The 20,241-nt window shown below is 34.5% G+C and carries 18 protein-coding genes; 14 read left to right on the plus strand and 4 right to left on the minus strand.

Annotated features, from left to right (window positions below):
- Positions 1–10: 10 nt before the first annotated feature.
- Positions 11–610, minus strand: a complete 600-nt coding sequence (locus tag E0F89_RS07530) for an NUDIX hydrolase (protein ID WP_131909192.1) — start codon at positions 608–610, stop codon at positions 11–13.
- A 7-nt stretch (positions 611–617) separates the two neighbouring features.
- Here E0F89_RS07530 and pyrE point away from each other — a divergent pair, with 7 nt between their 5' ends.
- The gene (gene pyrE, locus E0F89_RS07535; RefSeq protein ID WP_131909193.1) at positions 618–1,265 is read left to right on the plus strand and encodes an orotate phosphoribosyltransferase; all 648 of its coding nucleotides are present in this window, start codon (positions 618–620) and stop codon (positions 1,263–1,265) included.
- A 23-nt stretch (positions 1,266–1,288) separates the two neighbouring features.
- Entirely contained in the window at positions 1,289–1,681 is a 393-nt protein-coding gene (locus E0F89_RS07540; RefSeq protein WP_131909194.1) for an SRPBCC family protein, read from the plus strand.
- A gap of 89 nt (positions 1,682–1,770) precedes the next feature.
- Here the strand turns inward: E0F89_RS07540 and E0F89_RS07545 are convergent, their stop codons facing one another.
- A complete protein-coding gene (locus E0F89_RS07545) occupies positions 1,771–2,499 on the minus strand; it encodes a biotin--[acetyl-CoA-carboxylase] ligase (RefSeq protein ID WP_131909195.1) in 729 nt (242 codons plus the stop codon).
- Between the two features lie 98 nt (positions 2,500–2,597).
- Here E0F89_RS07545 and rsfS point away from each other — a divergent pair, with 98 nt between their 5' ends.
- The 7 genes from rsfS to E0F89_RS07580 all read left to right on the plus strand — a co-directional run bounded on the left by rsfS (position 2,598) and on the right by E0F89_RS07580 (position 8,215).
- Entirely contained in the window at positions 2,598–2,969 is a 372-nt protein-coding gene (gene rsfS / locus E0F89_RS07550) for a ribosome silencing factor (RefSeq protein ID WP_113634263.1), read from the plus strand.
- 19 nt (positions 2,970–2,988) lie between these two features.
- Positions 2,989–4,914, plus strand: coding sequence for an ATP-dependent zinc metalloprotease FtsH (gene ftsH / locus E0F89_RS07555; protein WP_131909196.1), 1,926 nt, complete (start codon positions 2,989–2,991; stop codon positions 4,912–4,914).
- A 116-nt stretch (positions 4,915–5,030) separates the two neighbouring features.
- The gene (locus tag E0F89_RS07560) at positions 5,031–5,633 is read left to right on the plus strand and encodes an LUD domain-containing protein (RefSeq protein ID WP_131909197.1); all 603 of its coding nucleotides are present in this window, start codon (positions 5,031–5,033) and stop codon (positions 5,631–5,633) included.
- Position 5,634: 1 nt separating this feature from the next.
- On the plus strand, positions 5,635–6,525 hold the full coding sequence (locus E0F89_RS07565; protein WP_131909198.1) for a phosphatidate cytidylyltransferase: 891 nt from the start codon (positions 5,635–5,637) through the stop codon (positions 6,523–6,525).
- Positions 6,515–7,168 (plus strand): phosphatidylserine decarboxylase family protein, encoded by a 654-nt coding sequence (locus E0F89_RS07570; protein ID WP_131909199.1) that lies wholly within the window; start codon positions 6,515–6,517, stop codon positions 7,166–7,168. Before E0F89_RS07565 ends, E0F89_RS07570 begins: the two co-directional genes overlap by 11 nt.
- Positions 7,168–7,437 carry an acyl-CoA-binding protein gene (locus E0F89_RS07575; protein ID WP_131909200.1) on the plus strand — a complete coding sequence of 90 codons (270 nt, stop codon included), beginning with the start codon at positions 7,168–7,170 and terminating at the stop codon, positions 7,435–7,437. The genes E0F89_RS07570 and E0F89_RS07575 overlap by 1 nt, the downstream gene beginning before the upstream one ends.
- A gap of 7 nt (positions 7,438–7,444) precedes the next feature.
- Positions 7,445–8,215: a superoxide dismutase gene (locus E0F89_RS07580; RefSeq protein WP_131909201.1), complete on the plus strand. Its 771-nt coding sequence runs from the start codon at positions 7,445–7,447 to the stop codon at positions 8,213–8,215.
- A gap of 106 nt (positions 8,216–8,321) precedes the next feature.
- Here E0F89_RS07580 and E0F89_RS07585 read toward each other — a convergent pair whose 3' ends face one another.
- Positions 8,322–10,130, minus strand: coding sequence for a glycoside hydrolase family 13 protein (locus E0F89_RS07585; protein WP_207915799.1), 1,809 nt, complete (start codon positions 10,128–10,130; stop codon positions 8,322–8,324).
- Positions 10,131–10,163: 33 nt separating this feature from the next.
- A complete protein-coding gene (locus E0F89_RS07590; RefSeq protein ID WP_131909202.1) occupies positions 10,164–12,032 on the minus strand; it encodes an alpha-amylase family protein in 1,869 nt (622 codons plus the stop codon).
- Between the two features lie 322 nt (positions 12,033–12,354).
- On the opposite strand from E0F89_RS07590, the gene E0F89_RS07595 reads away from it, so the two are divergent.
- From E0F89_RS07595 to E0F89_RS07615, 5 genes are all read left to right on the plus strand, one after another.
- Entirely contained in the window at positions 12,355–13,950 is a 1,596-nt protein-coding gene (locus E0F89_RS07595) for an OstA-like protein (protein ID WP_131909364.1), read from the plus strand.
- A 133-nt stretch (positions 13,951–14,083) separates the two neighbouring features.
- The gene (locus E0F89_RS07600) at positions 14,084–15,274 is read left to right on the plus strand and encodes an aspartate aminotransferase family protein (RefSeq protein ID WP_131909203.1); all 1,191 of its coding nucleotides are present in this window, start codon (positions 14,084–14,086) and stop codon (positions 15,272–15,274) included.
- 310 nt (positions 15,275–15,584) lie between these two features.
- Positions 15,585–16,982 carry a tetratricopeptide repeat protein gene (locus tag E0F89_RS07605; RefSeq protein ID WP_131909204.1) on the plus strand — a complete coding sequence of 466 codons (1,398 nt, stop codon included), beginning with the start codon at positions 15,585–15,587 and terminating at the stop codon, positions 16,980–16,982.
- Positions 16,982–17,731, plus strand: a complete 750-nt coding sequence (locus tag E0F89_RS07610) for a shikimate dehydrogenase family protein (protein WP_131909205.1) — start codon at positions 16,982–16,984, stop codon at positions 17,729–17,731. The genes E0F89_RS07605 and E0F89_RS07610 overlap by 1 nt, the downstream gene beginning before the upstream one ends.
- A gap of 362 nt (positions 17,732–18,093) precedes the next feature.
- Positions 18,094–20,106, plus strand: a complete 2,013-nt coding sequence (locus tag E0F89_RS07615) for a DUF349 domain-containing protein (protein ID WP_131909206.1) — start codon at positions 18,094–18,096, stop codon at positions 20,104–20,106.
- Positions 20,107–20,241 lie beyond the last annotated feature (135 nt).

The following is a 20,241-nucleotide window of genomic DNA, read 5'->3' on the forward strand; positions in this document are numbered from 1 at the left end:
GGCATTTAATTTATATAATCTTCTCTTCTTCGAACAATAATTTTATGTTTTCGTAGGAGTTTTTCAAAGCTTCCTTGATTTGTTCCGGATTCATCCACGCCACTTTATCGATTCCTTCGTCTAATTGCCCCTGAGGCGTTCCTTCAAAATCAGATTGCATTTCGAACCAGTGCGTAATTTTTAGTTTGTACTTCCCGTTTCGCCTAAAAACATGATACGTTTTTTGAAGTTTATGTGAAATTGACAAGCCATTTACGCCAGTCTCCTCCTCCACCTCACGCATGGCAGTATCCTCGATTTCCTCTCCTTTTTCGATTCCACCTTTAGGCAAATCCCATTTCCCATTTCTAAAAATGAATAAAACCTCCCCTTTTTTATTGTAAACCAAGCCGCCTCCCGCTTTACAAACGGGGATTTTAGCTTTTAAAGTCTTCATAATCAAGCTTTCGTCAGGATGATAAAGATAGGCCTTGCTAATTTTATTTTGAAAAATTTTAACTATAAGTTGCTCTATATCAATACTTTCTAATAGAAATAATTGAAAATCAGTCTCCTTCGAGATGTGATTTGTCAAAAAAAGTGGTTTGTCGTTAACAAAAACTTTATACATTTGTAATATGATTTTTAATAAAGATACAGCCGAAAAAACAGCCGAATTTCTTTTGCAAATAAATGCAATTAAATTGAATCCAAGAAATCCTTTTACATGGGCTTCTGGATGGAAATCGCCTATTTATTGTGATAACCGATTAATCCTCTCATTTCCAGCCGTGAGAAATTATGTTCGGGATGAATTTTCTAAGAATATTGAGAAACAATTTGGTAAACCAGATGTTATTGCAGGTGTTGCCACTGGAGCAATAGGAATTGGTATGCTGGTGGCGGAAAGTATGGGATTGCCGTTTGTATATGTTCGCCCGGAACCAAAGAAACACGGCAGACAAAACCAAGTGGAAGGTTTTCTACAAAAAGGACAAAACGTAGTCGTTGTAGAAGATTTAATCAGCACCGGAAACAGTAGTTTGCTTGCTGTGGAAGTATTACGTGAAGCTGGCGCCAATGTCAAAGGTATGGCCGCAATCTTTACGTACGGTTTTGATGTAGCGGAACAGAATTTTAAAAGTGCGAATCTGGATTTATTTACGTTGAGTAATTATCAAAATTTATTGAATTTAGCTGTTGCCAAAAGATATATCACTGAGGACGAAGAACAGACTCTACGAGAATGGAATGTGAGTCCGTCTACTTGGACAATTGAAGTTTAAACAATTAATAAAAAATAAAAACAATGAACTTAGAAAGTCCTAAAGTTACAGTTCAAAAATCAGCTCAAGAATTATTCGATTTATTGAGTGATGTGAAAAATTTTGAAAAATTAATGCCCGAAAACATCGCTAAATTTGAAGTTATCGGCGACGATGCTTTCATTTTTGGACTAAAAGGGATGCCGGAAATAAAGTTAAAAATGAAAGAAAAAGTAGCTCCAACCAAAATAGTTTTGGGTGCAGCAAGCGACAAACTTCCATTTACATTGGTAGCAAATATAGATGCAGTTTCTGAAACTTCAAGTGATGTAAAACTTGATTTTGAAGGGGATTTCAATCCGATGATGGCCATGATGATAAAAGGTCCAATTGGAAAATTCATCGAAACTTTAGCGAGCAACATGAACAAATTGTAAATGCTTTCGACTGACTTAAAAACCTTTTAGCGTTAAAAACTGAAAGGTTTTTTTGTTTATTATTGTGAAACTTCCTTAGGATCTGAAAATCAATAGAGCATGTGGATTTCCTTTATATCAAATTCTTCAACACTGTCATTTTCAAGAAGAACTTGCAGTTTCCCTTGCGAAGAAACTCCTTGAATAATTCCCATAAAATTTTGATTCTTTTGATCTGAAAAAGGCATCGGCAAACCTTTCTTATATAATTTATTGCTATAATCTGACCACAACTGGGTCGAATTGTACCTGCATAACTTCACATTTTTTTCAATTGCATCACAAATCGAAAAAAGCAGTTCCTCTTTATTGAAATTTACGTTACAAATAACCGCCAAAGAAGATGCTTTTGGTAAATTTTCAAAATTAATTTGATTCACATTAAGGCCCAAACCCACGATCGAAATGATGGTTCCGTTACTTTTTATAGTATTCTCTATCAATATGCCACCTATTTTTCTATTGTATGACATTATGTCGTTCGGCCATTTAATACTAAGATCAGGAATCTTATATGATTCTAAAACGCTAATTACAGCAACTGAAACTGCAATATTAAGAGTAAAAAGCTGGCTAATATCCATTATAAAATCCTTAACCAAAATACTCATAGTTAAGTTTTTACTAGCCTCCGAAGTCCATACTGAACCCATTTGACCTTTACCCTTTGTTTGATTTTCCGCAGTAACAACAGTGAAATTATCGATCTCCTGTTCGTTGGACAATCCTTTGAGGAATTCATTAGTTGAATCTATGGCATCGAGTTTGATTAGCTTCATAGTAATTTTTTTTGTGAAACAGAATTTAATATTGTGTTAAGGTTCAAAAATAATCACAAAAAAGGGTAACTTTACAAACTTATATATAAAAATATTTCATGGCGAAAAAGACTATAAATAATGATGACCTGCTGGCAAACATCATTAAGGGAATAGAAGAAGTAAAAGGAAATGACATTACCATCCTTGATTTAAGAGAAATAGACACGGCAGTATGCGACTATTTTGTAATTTGTAACGGTAATTCAAACACACAAGTTAACGCCATAGTAAACTCTATCCAAAAAACAGTTTCTAAAGAATTGAAGGACAAGCCATGGCATGTAGAAGGAACTGATAATGCGGAATGGGTATTAATGGATTATGTAAACATTGTAGTTCATGTATTTCAAAAACATATCCGTGAATACTACAACATCGAAAGCTTATGGGGCGATGCTAAAATAACGACCATAGAAAACAAATACTAAAGACATATAATCCGTAGTAATGGCTAAAGAAAATAATCCAAATCCGAATAAGTTTAAAGTAAGCCCTTGGTTAATTTACACTGCAATATTATTAATTTTCTTATTTATAAGTTTCATAACTGGTGGTTCCAACTTAAACGAACCCGGACAATTGACTTCCTCTAAGTTTAACGACTATTTAGAGAAAGGACAAATTGAAAAAGTTATCGTTTATAATAAAACCGAAGCAGAGGTTTTTCTAAATGCTGCAGCAATGAAAGATGCTGCGCATAAAAAAGTTTCGAAAGATGTTTTTGACCGACCTAACAAAGGACCACATTACACCTTTGATATTGGTAATGATCAAATCTTTCAAAACAAATTAGAAAAAGCAGTTGCCGAAGGTAAATTGAAAGATTTTAATTTCTTACCAAAGAACAATTGGTCGGATATTTTAATTAGTTTATTGCCAATCATCATCATTATTGCTGTTTGGATATTTATCATGAGAAAAATGTCAGGTGGCGGTGCAGGTGGTGGCGGTCAGATTTTTAATATTGGAAAATCGAAAGCAAAACTATTTGATGAAAAAACAGATATCAAAACGACTTTTAAAGATGTAGCCGGTTTAGAAGGAGCGAAAGAAGAAATACAAGAAATTGTAGAGTTCCTTAAAAACCCTGAAAAATACACTAATCTTGGTGGAAAAATTCCAAAAGGTGCTTTACTGGTTGGACCTCCGGGAACAGGTAAAACCTTACTGGCAAAAGCCGTAGCCGGTGAAGCTCAAGTACCATTTTTCTCCTTGTCAGGTTCTGATTTTGTGGAAATGTTTGTTGGTGTGGGAGCATCACGAGTGCGTGATTTGTTTAAACAAGCCAAAGAAAAGTCTCCTGCGATTATCTTTATCGATGAAATTGATGCTGTAGGTAGAGCCCGCGGAAAAAGCAATATGTCAGGAGGTAATGACGAACGTGAAAATACATTGAACCAATTACTGACAGAAATGGATGGTTTTGGAACTAACTCGAACGTAATCGTTTTGGCTGCAACAAACAGAGCTGATGTATTGGATAAAGCGTTAATGCGTGCAGGTCGTTTTGACAGACAGATTTTCGTAGACTTACCGGATATTCGCGAGCGTGCTGAAATTTTTAAAGTGCATCTTGCTCCTTTGAAAAAAGTAGAGGGACTGGATACTGACTTTTTAGCCAAACAAACTCCAGGTTTCTCAGGTGCCGATATTGCAAACGTTTGTAATGAAGCAGCTTTAATTGCAGCCAGAAACAATAAAACTGCTGTAGACAAACAAGATTTTCTTGATGCAGTTGATAGAATCGTGGGTGGCCTTGAAAAGAAAAATAAGATTGTCACTCCGGATGAAAAGAGAGCAATTGCAATTCATGAAGCAGGTCACGCAACCGTGAGTTGGATGCTGGAACATGCAGCTCCTTTAATCAAGGTAACCATTGTTCCAAGAGGACAAAGTTTAGGTGCGGCGTGGTATTTACCGGAAGAACGATTAATTGTTCGTCCTGATCAAATGCTGGACGAAATGTGTGCCACAATGGGCGGAAGAGCTGCAGAAAAAGTGACTTTCAACAGAATTTCAACTGGAGCATTGAGTGATTTAGAAAAAGTGACCAAACAAGCACGCGCGATGGTAACGATATATGGTCTGAATGAGAAAATAGGTAATGTTACTTATTATGATTCAACAGGTCAAAGTGAATACAACCTTTCTAAACCTTATTCCGAGGAAACGGCTAGAGTTATTGATGAAGAAATTTCATTACTAATTGAAAGTCAGTACCAAAGAGCGATTCAAATCTTAGAGGAGAATAAAGATAAATTGGATCAGTTAGCAAATATCCTAATCGAAAAAGAGGTGATCTTTAAAGATGATTTAGAAGCTATTTTCGGAAAAAGAACTTTTGATAAAAATCTTGAAGAAGTAGTGTCATAGAAAACTATAAAATTATTTAATTATTTTTAAAATCTTAATTCAAAAACTGCTTTTGAATTAAGATTTTTTTATCTTTGGACGTTTTCAAATAATAAATTTTATTCGTTTATAGATATATGAGTCTTTTTAGAAAAATTTTTGGTTCTATTAATCCGACTTCTGAGGAAGGTAAAGAAAGTGAATTAAGTAAATCCAGTGCTGAAAAAGCAATGTCTATAGATGAACAATTTATCTTTAATTTTAAAAAAAATGGAGGTAAATTTTTATATTGTGAAAACACTGATGAAGTGAAAGAGCAGTTTGAAAATATATTAGAAGAAAATGACTGGTTCGAAAGCCAAGTTTTATGTTTTGACCCTTCTCTTTTTGGAATGTTGGATGATAACAAGCTAATCTATGACAGACCTGCTAATCCCAAATTTATTCTTGCTAGTTGTGAAAATTTAATTGCTGACGAAGGCTCTATTTTATTTTCATCCAAACAAATCAAGCAACTTAAGCCCTACGAATTACCAGCAAATATCGTTGTTTTAGCTAAAACAAGCCAAATACTTCCTGCGAAAAGCGACGGTTTAAGTGCGATAAAAAAGAAATACGAAAGAGATTATCCTACCAACATTACTACAATAAAATATTTCGAAAAAGCCAAAGAAGAAGACTTCACACAATATGGAAGTTCCGCAAAAAACCTTTATTTATTGCTCTTAGAAGATCTTTAAGATGAATGAAACTCTAAAACGAGGTCTATCAGGAGCAGTTTACATTATATTATTACTTTCCTGTATTTTATATTCTACGGAAAGCTTTTTTATACTTTTTGGTATATTTCTTACTATTGCCGTTTATGAATTTTGCAATCTAATTCAAATACATAAAATATTTCCAATTTTTTTTGCAATTACTTTTTATACGGTAGTAACTTTAATAAGCCATTATAATAAGTTGACTACTGACCTACTCAGTCAAATTTTCAAAACTGATTTAGAAATCCCTATAAACATCAAACAATTAGATGTTGTTCTACTGGTTATAGCGCTAGTAGTTTCAGTAAAATGCATTGTTTTTTTATTTTATGACAATATTCAAAAGATCAGTACATCATCAAAATACCTGTATTTAATAGGATATATTATTTTACCATTTTTATTTATCACTAAAATTTCATTTGGTATAAATGACTATAATCCTAAAATCATTATTGGGTTATTTATTTTAATCTGGACGAATGATACCTTTGCTTATATCGTGGGTAAATCTGTAGGTCGAACCAAATTATTCGAAAAAATATCACCTAAAAAAACAGTTGAAGGATTCTTAGGAGGAATACTATTTGCAGTTTTAGCGGGCTATTTAATATCTAAATATTACATCAGAGCCAGTCCTGAATTTAGTGAACGTTCCATTATAATTTGGACTTCAATTGCAGTTATTGTTGGAATAGCAGGTACTATTGGAGACTTAATTGAATCAAAATTCAAGCGAATTGCGGGTGTAAAAGACAGCGGAAGCATAATGCCTGGTCATGGAGGCATACTAGATCGTTTAGATAGTGTTATATTTGTAGCACCAATTATATTTTTATTTTATCAAATTTTAAACTATGTTTCATAAAGAAGGAAGCCAATCTATTTTACTAGGCACTATTTTCACTGCTGTTGTCCTTTTATTGTCTGATTATTTCATAGACACCAACTGGCTTAAAATGGCCATTCAAATAGCAGCGCTATTGCTTTTGATCATCATCTTGCAATTTTTCAGAAATCCAAAAAGAACGGTTGTAATCAACGAAAATCACATTTTGGCTCCTGTTGATGGAAAAGTTGTGGTTATTGAAGAAGTATATGAAGCTGAATATTTTAAAGACAAGCGATTGCAAATATCAATTTTCATGTCGCCAATTAACGTCCATGTTACACGTTATGGACTTAGTGGATTGGTAAAATTCAGTAAATACCATCCTGGGAAATTCTTAGTAGCCTGGCATCCAAAAGCAAGTGAGGAAAACGAAAGAACGACAATCGTTATAGAGAACAAAACCTTTGGTGAAGTGTTATACCGTCAAATTGCCGGCGCATTAGCCCGACGAATAGTTAACTATGCCGTAGAGGGAACTCAGGTAATTCAGGGAACCGATGCCGGTTTTATAAAATTTGGTTCAAGAGTTGATATTTTTCTACCATTAGGAACACCAATAAATGTTGTATTGAATCAAAAAGCAATTGGAGGAAAAACAATTATTGCAACAAAAGCATAATGATTAAAAAAGATTTAGATACCCGATTTTTAGAGGCGGTTTATAAAGCCTCTGAAATGACGCAAGCATCTTTACCTCAAGATGTCCAATTGCGACTTTATGCTTTCTATAAGCAAGCCACATTGGGAACTTTAGATCTTAAACAAAACTCCATTTATCATTTAAGAGATGCATTCAAAACCAATGCATGGATGCAAATCAGTCATCTGAGCGCCGATGAGGCCAAAGAACAATACATAGAAATAATATATTCTTTACTGAAAAAATAGTCTATTTATGAAAAAGTTTAATTTTTTAATTTCCGCATTATTTCTTCTTATAACTTTAATTTCCTGCAATAATAAAAAATTAACCGAAGTGGTTGAAGTACCGCTTCCCACAGCAGAGGAAAAAGTGGCTATGGGATTGCCTGATGATGTAAAAGCTAACGAAGGATCCTTTCAACTGGATAAGTTGCCTTATGCCTACGATGCTTTGGCACCTGATATATCACCAAGCACTTTAGAAATGCATTATTCTAAGCATTATCTGACTTATACAAACAATTTGAACAAAGCGGTATTAGGAACACCATTAGAAAATCTGACTATAGAAGAAGTTTTGGCACAATTAGATCCCAATGATGCAGCTCTTCGTAACAATGCGGGCGGTTTTTACAATCATTCTCTATACTGGAAGTGTATGGCGCCAAAAGCCGGAGGTAAACCATCAAATGCACTGGCCGAAGCAATAACCAGAGATTTTGGCTCTTTTGAGAACTTTACTTCATTATTCAAAGGGGAGGCAATAAAACTATTTGGTTCCGGTTGGACCTGGCTTATCATAGACAAAACTGGAAAACTTCAGGTAACAAGCACTGCAAATCAGGACAATCCTTTGATGCGTAATGCAGTTGTTCCCGGAACTCCATTATTAGCCATAGATGTTTGGGAACATGCTTATTATCTGGATTATCAATATAAAAGAAAAAACTATATCGATGCATTTTTCAATGTTATTAATTGGAAAAAAGTTCAGGAGAATTACGATGCTGTTAAAAAAAAGTAATTAATGACTAATTAAAAAAGCTGAAGCAATATTAATTTTGCTTCAGCTTTTTTATTGCTTAAATCCATACTCTTTATAACCTTGAATATTATCTAAACATTTCAGATTATTTTAAAATGGTATTGCTCAATACCATAACATCCATAGGTTTTACCGTCACCTTTTTTATTCTTTTTTTAGTAAAAACATCTTTGTATTTACCTTTTCTCAGAATAGAATTCGTGAAATTAACATTTTTATCACTTCGATTGATAATTACAATCACTTCTTCATTGCCAAGTTTTCGACTAAATGCATACATCTTATTAGCATCATTTGTTTCAATAGACGTGTAAGTACCTAGTTTAATCGCTATATATTGATTGCGTAATCCAATGAATTTTTTGTACCAATTAAATAAGTCAACATCGAAGTTTACTTTATCTGCCTCATGTTTACTTTGGTTAGGATTGATTGTTTCTGAATCATACTTTTTGTCAGACCAAACCATTGGTTTACGGCAATCAGGATCATTACTTCCCCACATACCGGATTCGTCACCATAATAAATCATAGGTGATCCCAAATATAACATCTGAAATGCAGCAATTAATTTGTGCTTTTCCAATTGTTTATCGGTTGGTTTTCGAGCATTATAATCGATATTATTACTTTTCTGACTCCAATTAAAGTAATCTCCCCAATCACTGAATTTCTTCCCGTCAGGATTTGCTACGGCACTACCGATTCTTGTGGCATCATGGCTTCCCACCAAATTCTGCATATTTAACGCAACACCTTCTCCAAATCCTTCACGCAATTCTTTCAATTGAGTATCAAATTGGGTAACAGAAATCCCTTTTGCATCCTGCACAAAAAAATCATGCACTAGAAAAGAAAAATTATAATTCATCGTCGCATCGAATTCGTCTCCGCTTAAATAAGGTTTTGTTTTTTCAATCGGATCAACTAATTCAGCAGTCAAATACGCTTCACTATTAATAGATTTTACTTCATTTCGCCAATCTTTCCAGAAAGGATGTGCAATGCAATATGCCACATCCAATCGCCAACCGTCAATTCCATATTGAGAGCCTTTGTTCATTGGATTCATCCAACGTTTGGTCGCATCAAAGATATATTTTTTAGGACCTGATACGATTCCATTCTCATCCTCTTTAAACTCTGGTAAGGTTTTTACACCAAACCAACCTTGGTATTCAAACTTAGTCCCTTTGGCAGCATCTCTCCAACTATCAACCATGAACCAATCTTTGTAAGCTGATTTTTCCTGTTTTTCCTCCACATCACGAAAAGCAAAACTGTTCACTCCTAAATGGTTGAAAACACCATCAAAAATTATAAACATCTTACGTTTGTGTACTTCATCTATCAGCTTAAGAGCCAGTAAATCTGCTTTAGTCCAAACCCATTTATCAGGATTTAAAGGATCTTCGTTCATTATCATTTTTTTATCACCTTCCGGATCAGGTCCAAATGATGGATCAACATGGTGATAGCACAATGCATCGTATTTATGGGAAGATGGCGCCCAGAAAATCGGATTCATATAGATAGCATTAATGCCTAATGACTGCAAATAGTCTAATTTATCAATAACTCCCTGCAAATCTCCACCGTAACGTCTGCGTTGAAGATTGTAATAAATATCTTTTCCGTTTTTCTTTTCGTAAGGTTTCAATTCGTACCAATCACTCGTCCACGGATGAATTTGAAAATCAGAAGTACTGTCAAAGGGATAAGCTCCATCTTGATCTTCTACTTTTGGGTCGTTTGAAGGGTCCCCGTTATGAAACCTATCCGGAAATATTTGATACCACACGACTCCTTTACTCCAATTTGGGGTAAAATCAGTTTGTGCAAATGATGGCATAAATAATAAAAAGAGTAAACAAATTATGATTTTTTTTGTCATTAAATAGAGTTTAAAATTTAGTTATCGATTTTTTTACAATTGATAAATAAACGATTCCGATGGTGCGATTGTAATTTGTGCTTTTCCTTCACCATTCAAAACCTGTAGCTTAACAGCACTTTTATGGTACAATTGATCCGTTATTGTATAATTCCCATCTTTCAAATTCCATTTTTGAATAATGTCTGAAGGAATTTTCAATTCGAAATTACTCGTGGTAAGCCATGAAAAATTTGTAACAACAATTAACTTTTGAGTATCAGACCACCGTGTGAATGCATATATTCCCGAATCATATCCTTGTGTTGTTTGACGATTCACCGTTTGAATTTCTTGAAATTTTCCCATTAAGGCCGAACTGTTTAAAGAGAAATTCAGCAATTTTTTATAGAAATCACGCAACTCTTTTTCATCCTGCGATAACTGACCACCATCAAATTTTCCGCCGTTCATCCAACGCTGGTGATTCGGAACTCCGATGTAATCAAAGATTGACGTTCTGGAATGGGTTCCAAATCCAGCATTTTCATTTCCGGCCTCTCCTACTTCCTGTCCAAAATAAACCATCGTAGGCGAAGTACTTATCGTAGTAGAAACCACCATCAAAGGCTTTCCTTTTTGTGGTGTTCCGGCAAATTCAGGACTAGCCAAACGCTGTTCGTCATGATTATCCAAAAAATGCAACATGTGATGCTCAATATCTGCCATTCCGTTTTGGATATCTGATAAACCATCCGGCAATGCTCTTCCTTGAATAATATCTTTTAATTTATCATACGTTTCTACTTTGTCATACAAATAATCCATTTTACCCAAATGAATGTAATTTCTATATTCTTTAGGATTGTAGACTTCAGCCAATAAAAATGCATCCGGATTACTCACTTTTATAGCTGAATTCATATAACTCCAAAATTCATAGGGAACCATTTCAGCCATATCAAATCGAAAACCATCCACTCCGTTTGCGGTCCAATACAAAGCAATGTCTTTGAATTTATCCCAAGAATCCGGAACGTCTTTTCCTTTCCAAAAATCGAAATGTTCCTGATATGATTTGGTATCAAAACCAGCCGGAAGTTCCGGAAAATCTTTGGAGCCATCCGGACGGATTCCGTAATTTACTTTTACGGTTTCGTACCAATCATTCTTATCTGGCTTTGCTAAACGGGAACCATTTCCTGTCCATTTAGCTGGAATTTCTTCAAATTTTCCATCAATTAATGGATTATTTTCTCCATTTAATGGTTTGTCTGTATCGGGAATTTCAAAGCGGGTATTTGGAATATAAAAGAAGTTATTATCTCTTTTATATTCAACCGTTGTATCATCGCCAACACCAAAATCGGTAACGCCTGCCGGATTGCTTTTTCCTTCATATTTACGCGCAATGTGATTGGGCACAATGTCAATTATCACTTTTAAACCCGCTTTGTGTGTTCGATCAATCAAAGCTTCAAATTCTTGTAAACGATTTGCCGGATTTACGGCCAAATCTGGGTTTACATTATAGTAATCTTTTACAGCATAAGGAGAACCTGCTCTTCCTTTAACCACTTCCGGATCATCATTAGAAATCCCAATAGCGGAATAATCCCGAATCACAGCATGATGCGGAACTCCGGTGTACCAAACATAAGTAACTCCCAAATCCTTGATTTCCTGCAAAGCTGTTTCCGTAAAATCGTTGAACTTCCCAACTCCATTTTCCTCAATGGTTCCCCAAGGTTTGTTTGTGGTATTTTTATTTCCGAATAATCGGGTAAAAACCTGATACACCACTTCTTTTTTATTGGAGACTGACTCGTTCTTTTGTGCGTTCATTTTTAAATCTTTCGTTTTACAAGCCGTTACCAAAAGCATCACGCTTATCCCAGCAACAATAGTTGTTTTTTTTACCATATAAAAGTATTTCTACTGATTTTCAATTCTTTTTATAATTTGATAATGCCTTTCGACTATCATTTTTTAAATTTAATATTTTTTAAATAATAAGGACTAATTATCTTCTGCATTTAAAATGATTTCTGCTTATAAAGTTAAACTACAACGAAAGAGTACTTGTAATTGTTGATAACTTTAAAGGGCAAAATAAGTAGTTGTTGTGCCAATTGACCTTTTTATAAATATATCTTAATATCGATTAGGATCGTTTCCTTTTTCATAAATTTGACAAAAATTAAATCCATTGAAGAAATCACTGTTTTTCCTTTGCTATTGTTTGATGCTACTTGTTACTAATTTGGTTTTGGCGCAAGCCCCAAAAAAAATATTTATAGAAAATGCAGATTTTCAAGATATTAATCAGTTTGAAATTCCTGGTGCTATATTACTAACTGGCAATGTACGCATCAATCATGACGGAGTGGTAATGACATGTAATAAGGCCTATTATTTTCAAAAAGAAAATTATTTGAAAGCTTTTGGAAACGTACAAATGGTGCAGGGCGATACATTATTTTTGAACAGTAAATACGCGGAATACAATGGAAATGTAAAAAAAGCCTATGCATCCGGAGATGCGATGATGAGTTCTCCCGATGCAACTTTGACTACCGAAATCATTAACTTTGATCGAAACACCCAGGAAGTATTTTACGATACAGCTGGTACAATTATCAATAAAGACAATACATTAAAAAGCAATTCAGGAAGATATTTTGTGAAACAAAAGAAATTTCAATTCCTGACTGCGGTTACCATTACAAATCCAACCTATGTAATCAAATCAAATCATTTGGATTATTTTAGTAATTCCGGTCATTCTTATCTTTTTGGACCTTCAACAATTACCAGTAAAGCCAATTATATTTATACCGAGAAAGGATTTTATGATACCAAAAAAAATCTGGCGCATTTTGTAAAAAAATCCTATATCAGATACGATGATCGTGTCATAAAAGGTGACAGCTTGTATTACGACCGAAACAGGGAATTTGCATCCGCAACGCGAAATGTAAAAATTACCGATTCAGTCAATCGCGGCATTATAAAAGGAAACTATGCTGAATTATATAAAAAAAAGGATTCTGTTTATGTCACCAAAAGAGCCGTTGCCGTAAATTTTGTTGAAAATGACTCCGTTTACATCCACGGAAAAAAATTAATGGTAACCGGAAAAGAAGGAAACCGAATTATCAGAGCGTTCAATAATGTCCGATTTTTCAAAACTGATATGAGCGGTAAATGTGATTCGATTCATTCGAGTTCCAAAACTGCTTTGACGAAAATGATCGGAAATCCGATACTTTGGAACGCTGAAAGCCAAATAACAGGTGATATTATGCATCTGATAGGCAATAACAAAACCCAGGAACTAGATTCACTCAAAGTGCTCGAAAATACTTTTATAGTCTCCAAAGACACGATAGGTACTGGTTACAATCAGGTCAAAGGACAAAATTTGTACGGCAAATTTGAGGAAGGAAAACTCCACGATGTTGATATTGTAAAAAATGCCGAAGTCATCTATTACATGCGGAACGAAGCCCAAGAACTTATTGGTATCAACAAAAATGTCAGCAGTAAAATCAATCTTATTTTAGAAAAAAATGAAATTGAAACCATCACCTTTTTTCAGCAAGTAGATGGCGATATTTATCCCGAACAAGATTTACCTGAAAATGCTCGAAAACTACGTGGATTAGTCTGGCGTGGTGATGAACGAATTAAATCCAAGGACGATATTTTTCCACCTGAAGAAAATGAAGACAATGATAAAATTGCTAAAGCAACTAAATCAGCTAAAGCAAAAGAAGACGTTCCTATGAAAATCCGAAAAGAAACCCTGAATTACGATAAGAAGAAAGGAATAAAATAGTATTCAGTGTTCAATTTTCAGTCTTAATTAACAGACTTAAGCTTTCAATATATCTGATAAAAAAATACCTTTAAAAAACTTCGTGAACTTTGCGAAAAAACTTCGTAAACTTTGCGGTTAAATTTCTAATAAATTGAATACCGATTTCCTAAAATACCAAGCGCAAACCTCACCATATCCATTAGGAATGGAAGTTTCACACGCTGTAGGTTCCTATATTTACGATACGAATTCTAAAAAATATTTGGATTTTGTAGCCGGAGTTTCGGCTTGTGCCTTAGGACACCAACATCCAAGAGTAAACCAAGCCATAAAGAATCAGTTAGATAAATATTCTCACGTCATGGTATATGGCGAATATTCGCAAAGCCCGGCTGTAGAATATTGCAAACTGCTTGCCTCGCTCCTGCCCGCTCCATTAGACAAAACTTATTTAGTCAATTCAGGAACAGAAGCGATAGAAGGTGCCTTAAAACTCGCCAGAAGAACTACCGGAAGAAGCCAATTAATTTCTTGTCATAACGCCTATCACGGAAATACTATGGGCTCTATGAGCGTTATGGGATTTGAAGAACGCAAACAAATCTTTCGCCCCTTAATTCCTGATGTTGATTTTATCACGTTTAACAACGAGACAGATTTACAAAAAATAACCACCAAAACTGCTGGAATTATTCTGGAAACCATTCAAGGTGGTGCCGGTTTTATTCAGCCACACAATGATTTCCTCAAAAAAGTGCGCGAGCGCTGTAATGAAGTGGGCGCAATAATGATTCTCGACGAAATCCAACCGGGTTTCGGGAGAACAGGAAAACTTTTTGGATTCCAAAATTACGATGTTGTTCCTGATATCGTAGTTATGGGAAAAGGGATGGGCGGCGGTATGCCTGTAGGCGCTTTTACGGCTTCGTCTGCTATGATGGAACTGTTGAGTCATGATCCAAAACTGGGACATATCACCACTTTTGGAGGCCATCCTGTCATTGCGTCAGCCTGTTTAGCGACTTTGCAGGAAATTACCGAGACCAATCTGATGGCCGAAGCAATGGAAAAAGAAAAGCTATTCCGATCACTTTTGGTACATCCTTTGATAGAGGAAATTAGAGGAAAAGGATTGATGCTTGCCGCAATGACGAAAAGTTCCGATATCACTAATGAGGTGATTCTCAAATGTCAAGACAGAGGGCTCATTTTATTCTGGCTGCTTTTTGAAGCATGCGCCATAAGAATTACACCTCCGCTAACCATTTCTGAAGAAGAAATACGAGAAGGTTGCAGCATTATTTTGGAAGTAATGGATGAAATGATGAACAATAATAAGTAGTTAAAAATGTAGCGATTAGAAGCTATTCCTGCTATCCGTTATAAATGAAATTCACTGAACTCCAATTAAAATAAAAGTATAGTGAAGTAATCTTTTACTTTTTGGCAGCAAAAAGTAAAAGGATTTCCACTCCAAACGAAGTTCACTGAACTCCAATTAAAATAAAAGTATAGTGAAGTAATCAGGGCTATGGCATCCGTTTTAACTAAAGCTTTTTTGTTAATTAAATTGTTCACAACAATTCTAACTTTCCCTCTTAGTAATCGCACTATTCCCTAAATTTATTTAGGCCAAATTAAAAATACACAGTATGCAATTAAGCAACGAAGAAGAAGACTATAACTTATCCCTGTCTAAATTTGAGTCCATGTTGAAAACCAACAAAGTACTCTTTTTTGACTCCGAAGAATTTGAAGAAATTATTCTTCATTATCTCGATATGGGCAAGGCCGCTTTGGCAAAAAAAGCTCTAAAACTGGCATTGGAACAACATCCAAAATCTACCGGACTAAAACTAGTCCAAGTGGAAATGTTAGTGTATGATGATAAACTCGAATTTGCTGAAAAACTTTTGAATGAGTTATATGCTATCGAACCAACCAATGAAGAAATTTATATTCAAAAAGCTAATATCTTCTCTAAAAGAGATCAACATGAAAAAGCAGTTGAATTATTAAAAATAGCGTTGAAATACACTGATGATAATGCTGACGTCTATAATTTAATAGGAATGGAATATCTTTTTATGGACAATCTTGAAATGGCCAAAGAAAGCTTTATCAAATGTTTAGAAGAGGATTTGGAAGATCAATCTGCTTTGTATAACGTAGTGTATTGTTTTGAATTTTTAGATCAAAACCAAGATGCAATCAGTTATTTACAAAAATACATCGACAAAAATCCCTACAGCGAAATTGCCTGGCATCAACTGGGTCGACTGCATTACAGCGTGAAAGAATATGAAAATGCCATTCGTGCCTTTGATTATGCCACTTTAATTGATGACGAATTCCTAGGCGCTTTTATGGAAAAAGCAAAAGCTTACGAACGTTTAAAAAAATATTCTGAAGCTATAGAAAGTTACAACAGAACTATCGAATTAGATGACGCTACTTCTTATGCGCTACTGCGAATGGGTAAATGCCATGAAAAATTAGGCGATAAAGCTCTAGCTTTAAAGTATTTCAATCAAACCGTGCATGAAGATCCGCTTTTAGACAAAGGCTGGATTGCCATCACTGACTTTTACGTTCGTCAAAAAAATTACCAAAAAGCGCTTTTCTTTGTCAACAAAGCATTAGCGATAGACAACCAAAACCGGTTGTATTGGAAACGTTACGCCAGTATCAACAAGCAAATGAACTTCTATGAGGAAGCTGAATTTGGTTATCGAAAAGCAGTCGAATTTGGTGAAACCGGATTAGAAACTTGGTTATTTTGGGTTGATATTCTGCAATTTTTGGGCGAATTCGAAAGTGCCATTCAAACATTATTACAAGCCTCAGACTATTTCCCGGAAGAAAATGAAATCGAATACCGCTTGGCAGGATTGTATTTTATGATGACGGATACCACTAAAGCAAAATTCCACTTGAGCAATGCCTTACGATTGAATTTTGATAATTACATAATATTGGAAGATCTATTCCCTGTGGTTTGGACAAAAAAAATGGTGCAAAATTATATTGCAAAACATAAAAAACAATAATGACTGACACTGTTAAGAAACGCTTTGGATTGGTAGGACGTAATATTAGTTATTCATTTTCTAAAGGATATTTTACCGACAAATTTGACAACGAAAACTTTGTAGGTTGCAGCTATGAAAATTTTGATATTCCAGAAATAAGCGCATTTACAGAGGTAATTAAAAACACTTCGGATTTAAAAGGATTGAATGTTACTATTCCATACAAGGAAGCGGTTATTCCATTTTTGGATAAATTATCAAAAAAAGCAACAGTAATTGGTGCAGTAAATACCATTAAAATCACAAAAAAAGGAATGTTGAAAGGCTACAATACGGACTTTTATGGTTTCAAAAAATCATTAGAACTGCTATTGCAACCACACCATAAAAAAGCATTGATTTTAGGCACAGGCGGCGCTTCCAAAGGAGTCGCTTTTGCTCTGGATGAACTGGGTATATCCTACACTTTTGTTTCCAGAGAAGCCAATGAAAATGGGATTGATTACGACCGCATCAACGCGACAACATTTGACAATTACCAAATCATAATCAACGCAACACCAGTAGGCACAAGCCCTAACACGGATGCGTTTCCGTTAATTCCATACGAATTTTTCACGGAGAATCATATTGCCTATGATTTGATTTACAATCCTGCTGAAACACAATTCCTTAAAAAAGCCAAACAACAAGGTGCACAAATCAAAAATGGTCTGGATATGCTTATTTTTCAGGCAGAGAAAGCCTGGAAGATTTGGAATAAATGATATTGAAAAACATTTTTATCGCCTAGATCTAGTTAGGTAAAAAATCCATTTTCTACTATTTATTTACTGCAAGCAATTATTCCACAGAAGTTTTAAAACACTATTAATTTTAAAATTATTAACCAACAAATATATTATAAAAATGCAAGTTTTGTAAACATTATTACAATTTTATCGACTGCGGAATGCTTTCGATCGCGCTTTTTATTGCTATGGACCAACCTCAAAAAGCTAAAAGTCCCTTCAAAAAAACAATTTTCTTAACCTAAAATCACAATAAATAAGGAGTAATATTTTGTATTTCCATACTGCTTTACTATCTTTAGATTTGAATCTATTTAAAAACCTTATACATTGAAAAAATGTTAGAAGAAAAGAACGACAACCTGCCAGAGGCAGATGGAAATTTAGAAAACAGGTCAGTTGAAACAACGGAGATCAACAGTGAAGTTTTAGAAGAAGGTACATTAAGTGAGCCTACTGATGTGCCTGCAGAAGAAAATACGATATACCCTTCTAACACAGTACCGCCTGTAAACGCTGCTGCTGCAGAAACAGAAAATCAAACTGCGCTCGATGCAATTGCAGAAACAAATGCTGAAGAGAGCGAAGATGAAACTTTAAAAGACCGTCACGATATTCCGATGCAGGATTACGACGCGCTGTCTCTTGAAGAGCTTATAGCGGAAATGAAAAACTTAGTTTCCAGCGAAAAAGTAATGTCTGTAAAAGACCATATTGAAGAAGTAAAAAAAGCATTCTTGGCAAAATACAATCATCTTCTTGAAGAGAAAAAAGAGGAATTTTTAGCCGAAAATCAAGATATAAATGAAGAATTTCAGTATCATTCTCCATTGAAAACGCAGTTCGATAATTATTATTCTCTTTTCAGAGACACCAAAAACACTCATTTCAAAAGCTTGCAAACCAATCTAAAAACCAATTTAGAAAATCGCCTAGCAATCGTGGAGGAATTGAAAGAATTGATTAATCCGCAGGAAAATATTAAAGACACATTAAAACATTTTAATGAATTAAGAGATCGCTGGAAAAATGCGGGCCCAATTCCTAAAGATAAATACAACCACGTTTGGAACAACTTTCATTTTCATGTGGAGAACTTCTATGACTACTTGCACTTAGACAGAGAAGCGAGAGATCTAGATTTCAAACATAATTTAGAGCAAAAACAAAAAATTGTAGCGCGTGTTGAAGAATTGGTTAAGGAATCTGACATCAACAAAGCCTTCAGAGAATTACAAGATTTACACCGAATCTGGAAAGAAGATATAGGACCAGTTTCAAGAGAACATCGTGATGACATTTGGAATAAATTCAGTGATTTGACTAAACAAATGCATGATAAGCGCGAAGTTTTATTTGAAAATCAACGAGGAACAGAATTAGAGAATTTAGAGAAGAAAAAAGAAATTATTAGCAAAATTGAAGTTCTGGCTACAGAAAAAGTCAATGCTCATGTGCAATGGCTATCTCAAATTGAAAAAGTGGAGGCGCTGCGTACTGCATTTTTCTCAGCAGGAAAAGTTCCATCTGATGTTAACGAGGAAACTTGGGCTAGTTTTAAAACCGCTGTTAGAAATTTTAATTCCTTCAAAAATTCATTTTATAAAGACATTAAAAAAGATCAAAACGACAATTTAAGCAAGAAAACTGCTCTTGTTGCCAAAGCGAGAGAATTACAGGAGAGTACCGACTTTGCGTCCACTACTCCTATCATGAAAAAAATTCAGGATGAGTGGAAACAAATTGGACATGTACCTAGAAAGTATTCTGAAAAAATCTGGAAAGAGTTCAAAGATGCCTGCAACCATTATTTTGACAAGTTAAAAGAGCAAAAAAATGAGGAGAACACTGAAGAAGTAGAAGCTTTTGATAATAAAAAAGCATATTTAGAAACGTTGAGAGAATTTCAATTGACCGGAGATCATAAAACTGATCTAGATGCAATAAAATTGCATATTGAGAATTGGAAAAATTTTGGAAAAGTACCGTTTCCCAGAAGGCATATTGAAGGGAAATTCAATAAAATATTAGACGCTCTTTTTGAAAAGCTGAGTTTGAGTAAAAAAGACACTGAAATGATACGTTTCTCCCACAGAATGGATCATTTATCAGAAAATAATGATACTCGCAAACTTGACAATGAAAAGATTTTCTTAATGCGGAAAATAGAAGAAGTTCAAAATGAAATTTTCCAGTTAGAGAATAATATTCAATTCTTCACCAATACAAGAAATGCTAAAAAAGAAAATTCTATAGTATTAGAAGTTCGCAAAAACATTGCTATCCACAAGGAAAGCCTTGATGTTTGGAAAGAAAAATTAAAACAACTACGGAATTTGAAAACTGAATAGATTTCAGCACTTATTGATACTTAAAACCTCGAATATGAATTATTCGAGGTTTTTTTATGCAATATCCTAATGGTATGATAATTATCATTTTAATATTTGAGTAGTCGTTCTACTTTTGATCAACAATAAATGATT

The sequence above is a fragment of the Flavobacterium caseinilyticum genome (assembly GCF_004349085.1).
In the GTDB taxonomy this organism is placed as follows: Bacteria; Bacteroidota; Bacteroidia; order Flavobacteriales; family Flavobacteriaceae; genus Flavobacterium; species Flavobacterium caseinilyticum.

Bases quoted from the DNA above. Each gene is read 5' to 3' on its own strand.
- E0F89_RS07585 (WP_207915799.1), bottom strand. From the start codon at position 10,130: ATGACAAAAAAAATCATAATTTGTTTACTCTTTTTATTATTTATGCCA.
- ftsH (WP_131909196.1), top strand. From the start codon at position 2,989: ATGGCTAAAGAAAATAATCCAAATCCGAATAAGTTTAAAGTAAGCCCT.
- pyrE (WP_131909193.1), top strand. From the start codon at position 618: ATGATTTTTAATAAAGATACAGCCGAAAAAACAGCCGAATTTCTTTTG.
- E0F89_RS07610 (WP_131909205.1), top strand. From the start codon at position 16,982: ATGACTGACACTGTTAAGAAACGCTTTGGATTGGTAGGACGTAATATT.
- E0F89_RS07615 (WP_131909206.1), top strand. From the start codon at position 18,094: ATGTTAGAAGAAAAGAACGACAACCTGCCAGAGGCAGATGGAAATTTA.
- rsfS (WP_113634263.1), top strand. From the start codon at position 2,598: ATGGCGAAAAAGACTATAAATAATGATGACCTGCTGGCAAACATCATT.
- E0F89_RS07605 (WP_131909204.1), top strand. From the start codon at position 15,585: ATGCAATTAAGCAACGAAGAAGAAGACTATAACTTATCCCTGTCTAAA.
- E0F89_RS07530 (WP_131909192.1), bottom strand. From the start codon at position 610: ATGTATAAAGTTTTTGTTAACGACAAACCACTTTTTTTGACAAATCAC.
- E0F89_RS07565 (WP_131909198.1), top strand. From the start codon at position 5,635: ATGAATGAAACTCTAAAACGAGGTCTATCAGGAGCAGTTTACATTATA.
- E0F89_RS07540 (WP_131909194.1), top strand. From the start codon at position 1,289: ATGAACTTAGAAAGTCCTAAAGTTACAGTTCAAAAATCAGCTCAAGAA.
- E0F89_RS07545 (WP_131909195.1), bottom strand. From the start codon at position 2,499: ATGAAGCTAATCAAACTCGATGCCATAGATTCAACTAATGAATTCCTC.
- E0F89_RS07570 (WP_131909199.1), top strand. From the start codon at position 6,515: ATGTTTCATAAAGAAGGAAGCCAATCTATTTTACTAGGCACTATTTTC.
- E0F89_RS07590 (WP_131909202.1), bottom strand. From the start codon at position 12,032: ATGGTAAAAAAAACAACTATTGTTGCTGGGATAAGCGTGATGCTTTTG.
- E0F89_RS07595 (WP_131909364.1), top strand. From the start codon at position 12,355: ATGCTACTTGTTACTAATTTGGTTTTGGCGCAAGCCCCAAAAAAAATA.
- E0F89_RS07575 (WP_131909200.1), top strand. From the start codon at position 7,168: ATGATTAAAAAAGATTTAGATACCCGATTTTTAGAGGCGGTTTATAAA.
- E0F89_RS07560 (WP_131909197.1), top strand. From the start codon at position 5,031: ATGAGTCTTTTTAGAAAAATTTTTGGTTCTATTAATCCGACTTCTGAG.
- E0F89_RS07580 (WP_131909201.1), top strand. From the start codon at position 7,445: ATGAAAAAGTTTAATTTTTTAATTTCCGCATTATTTCTTCTTATAACT.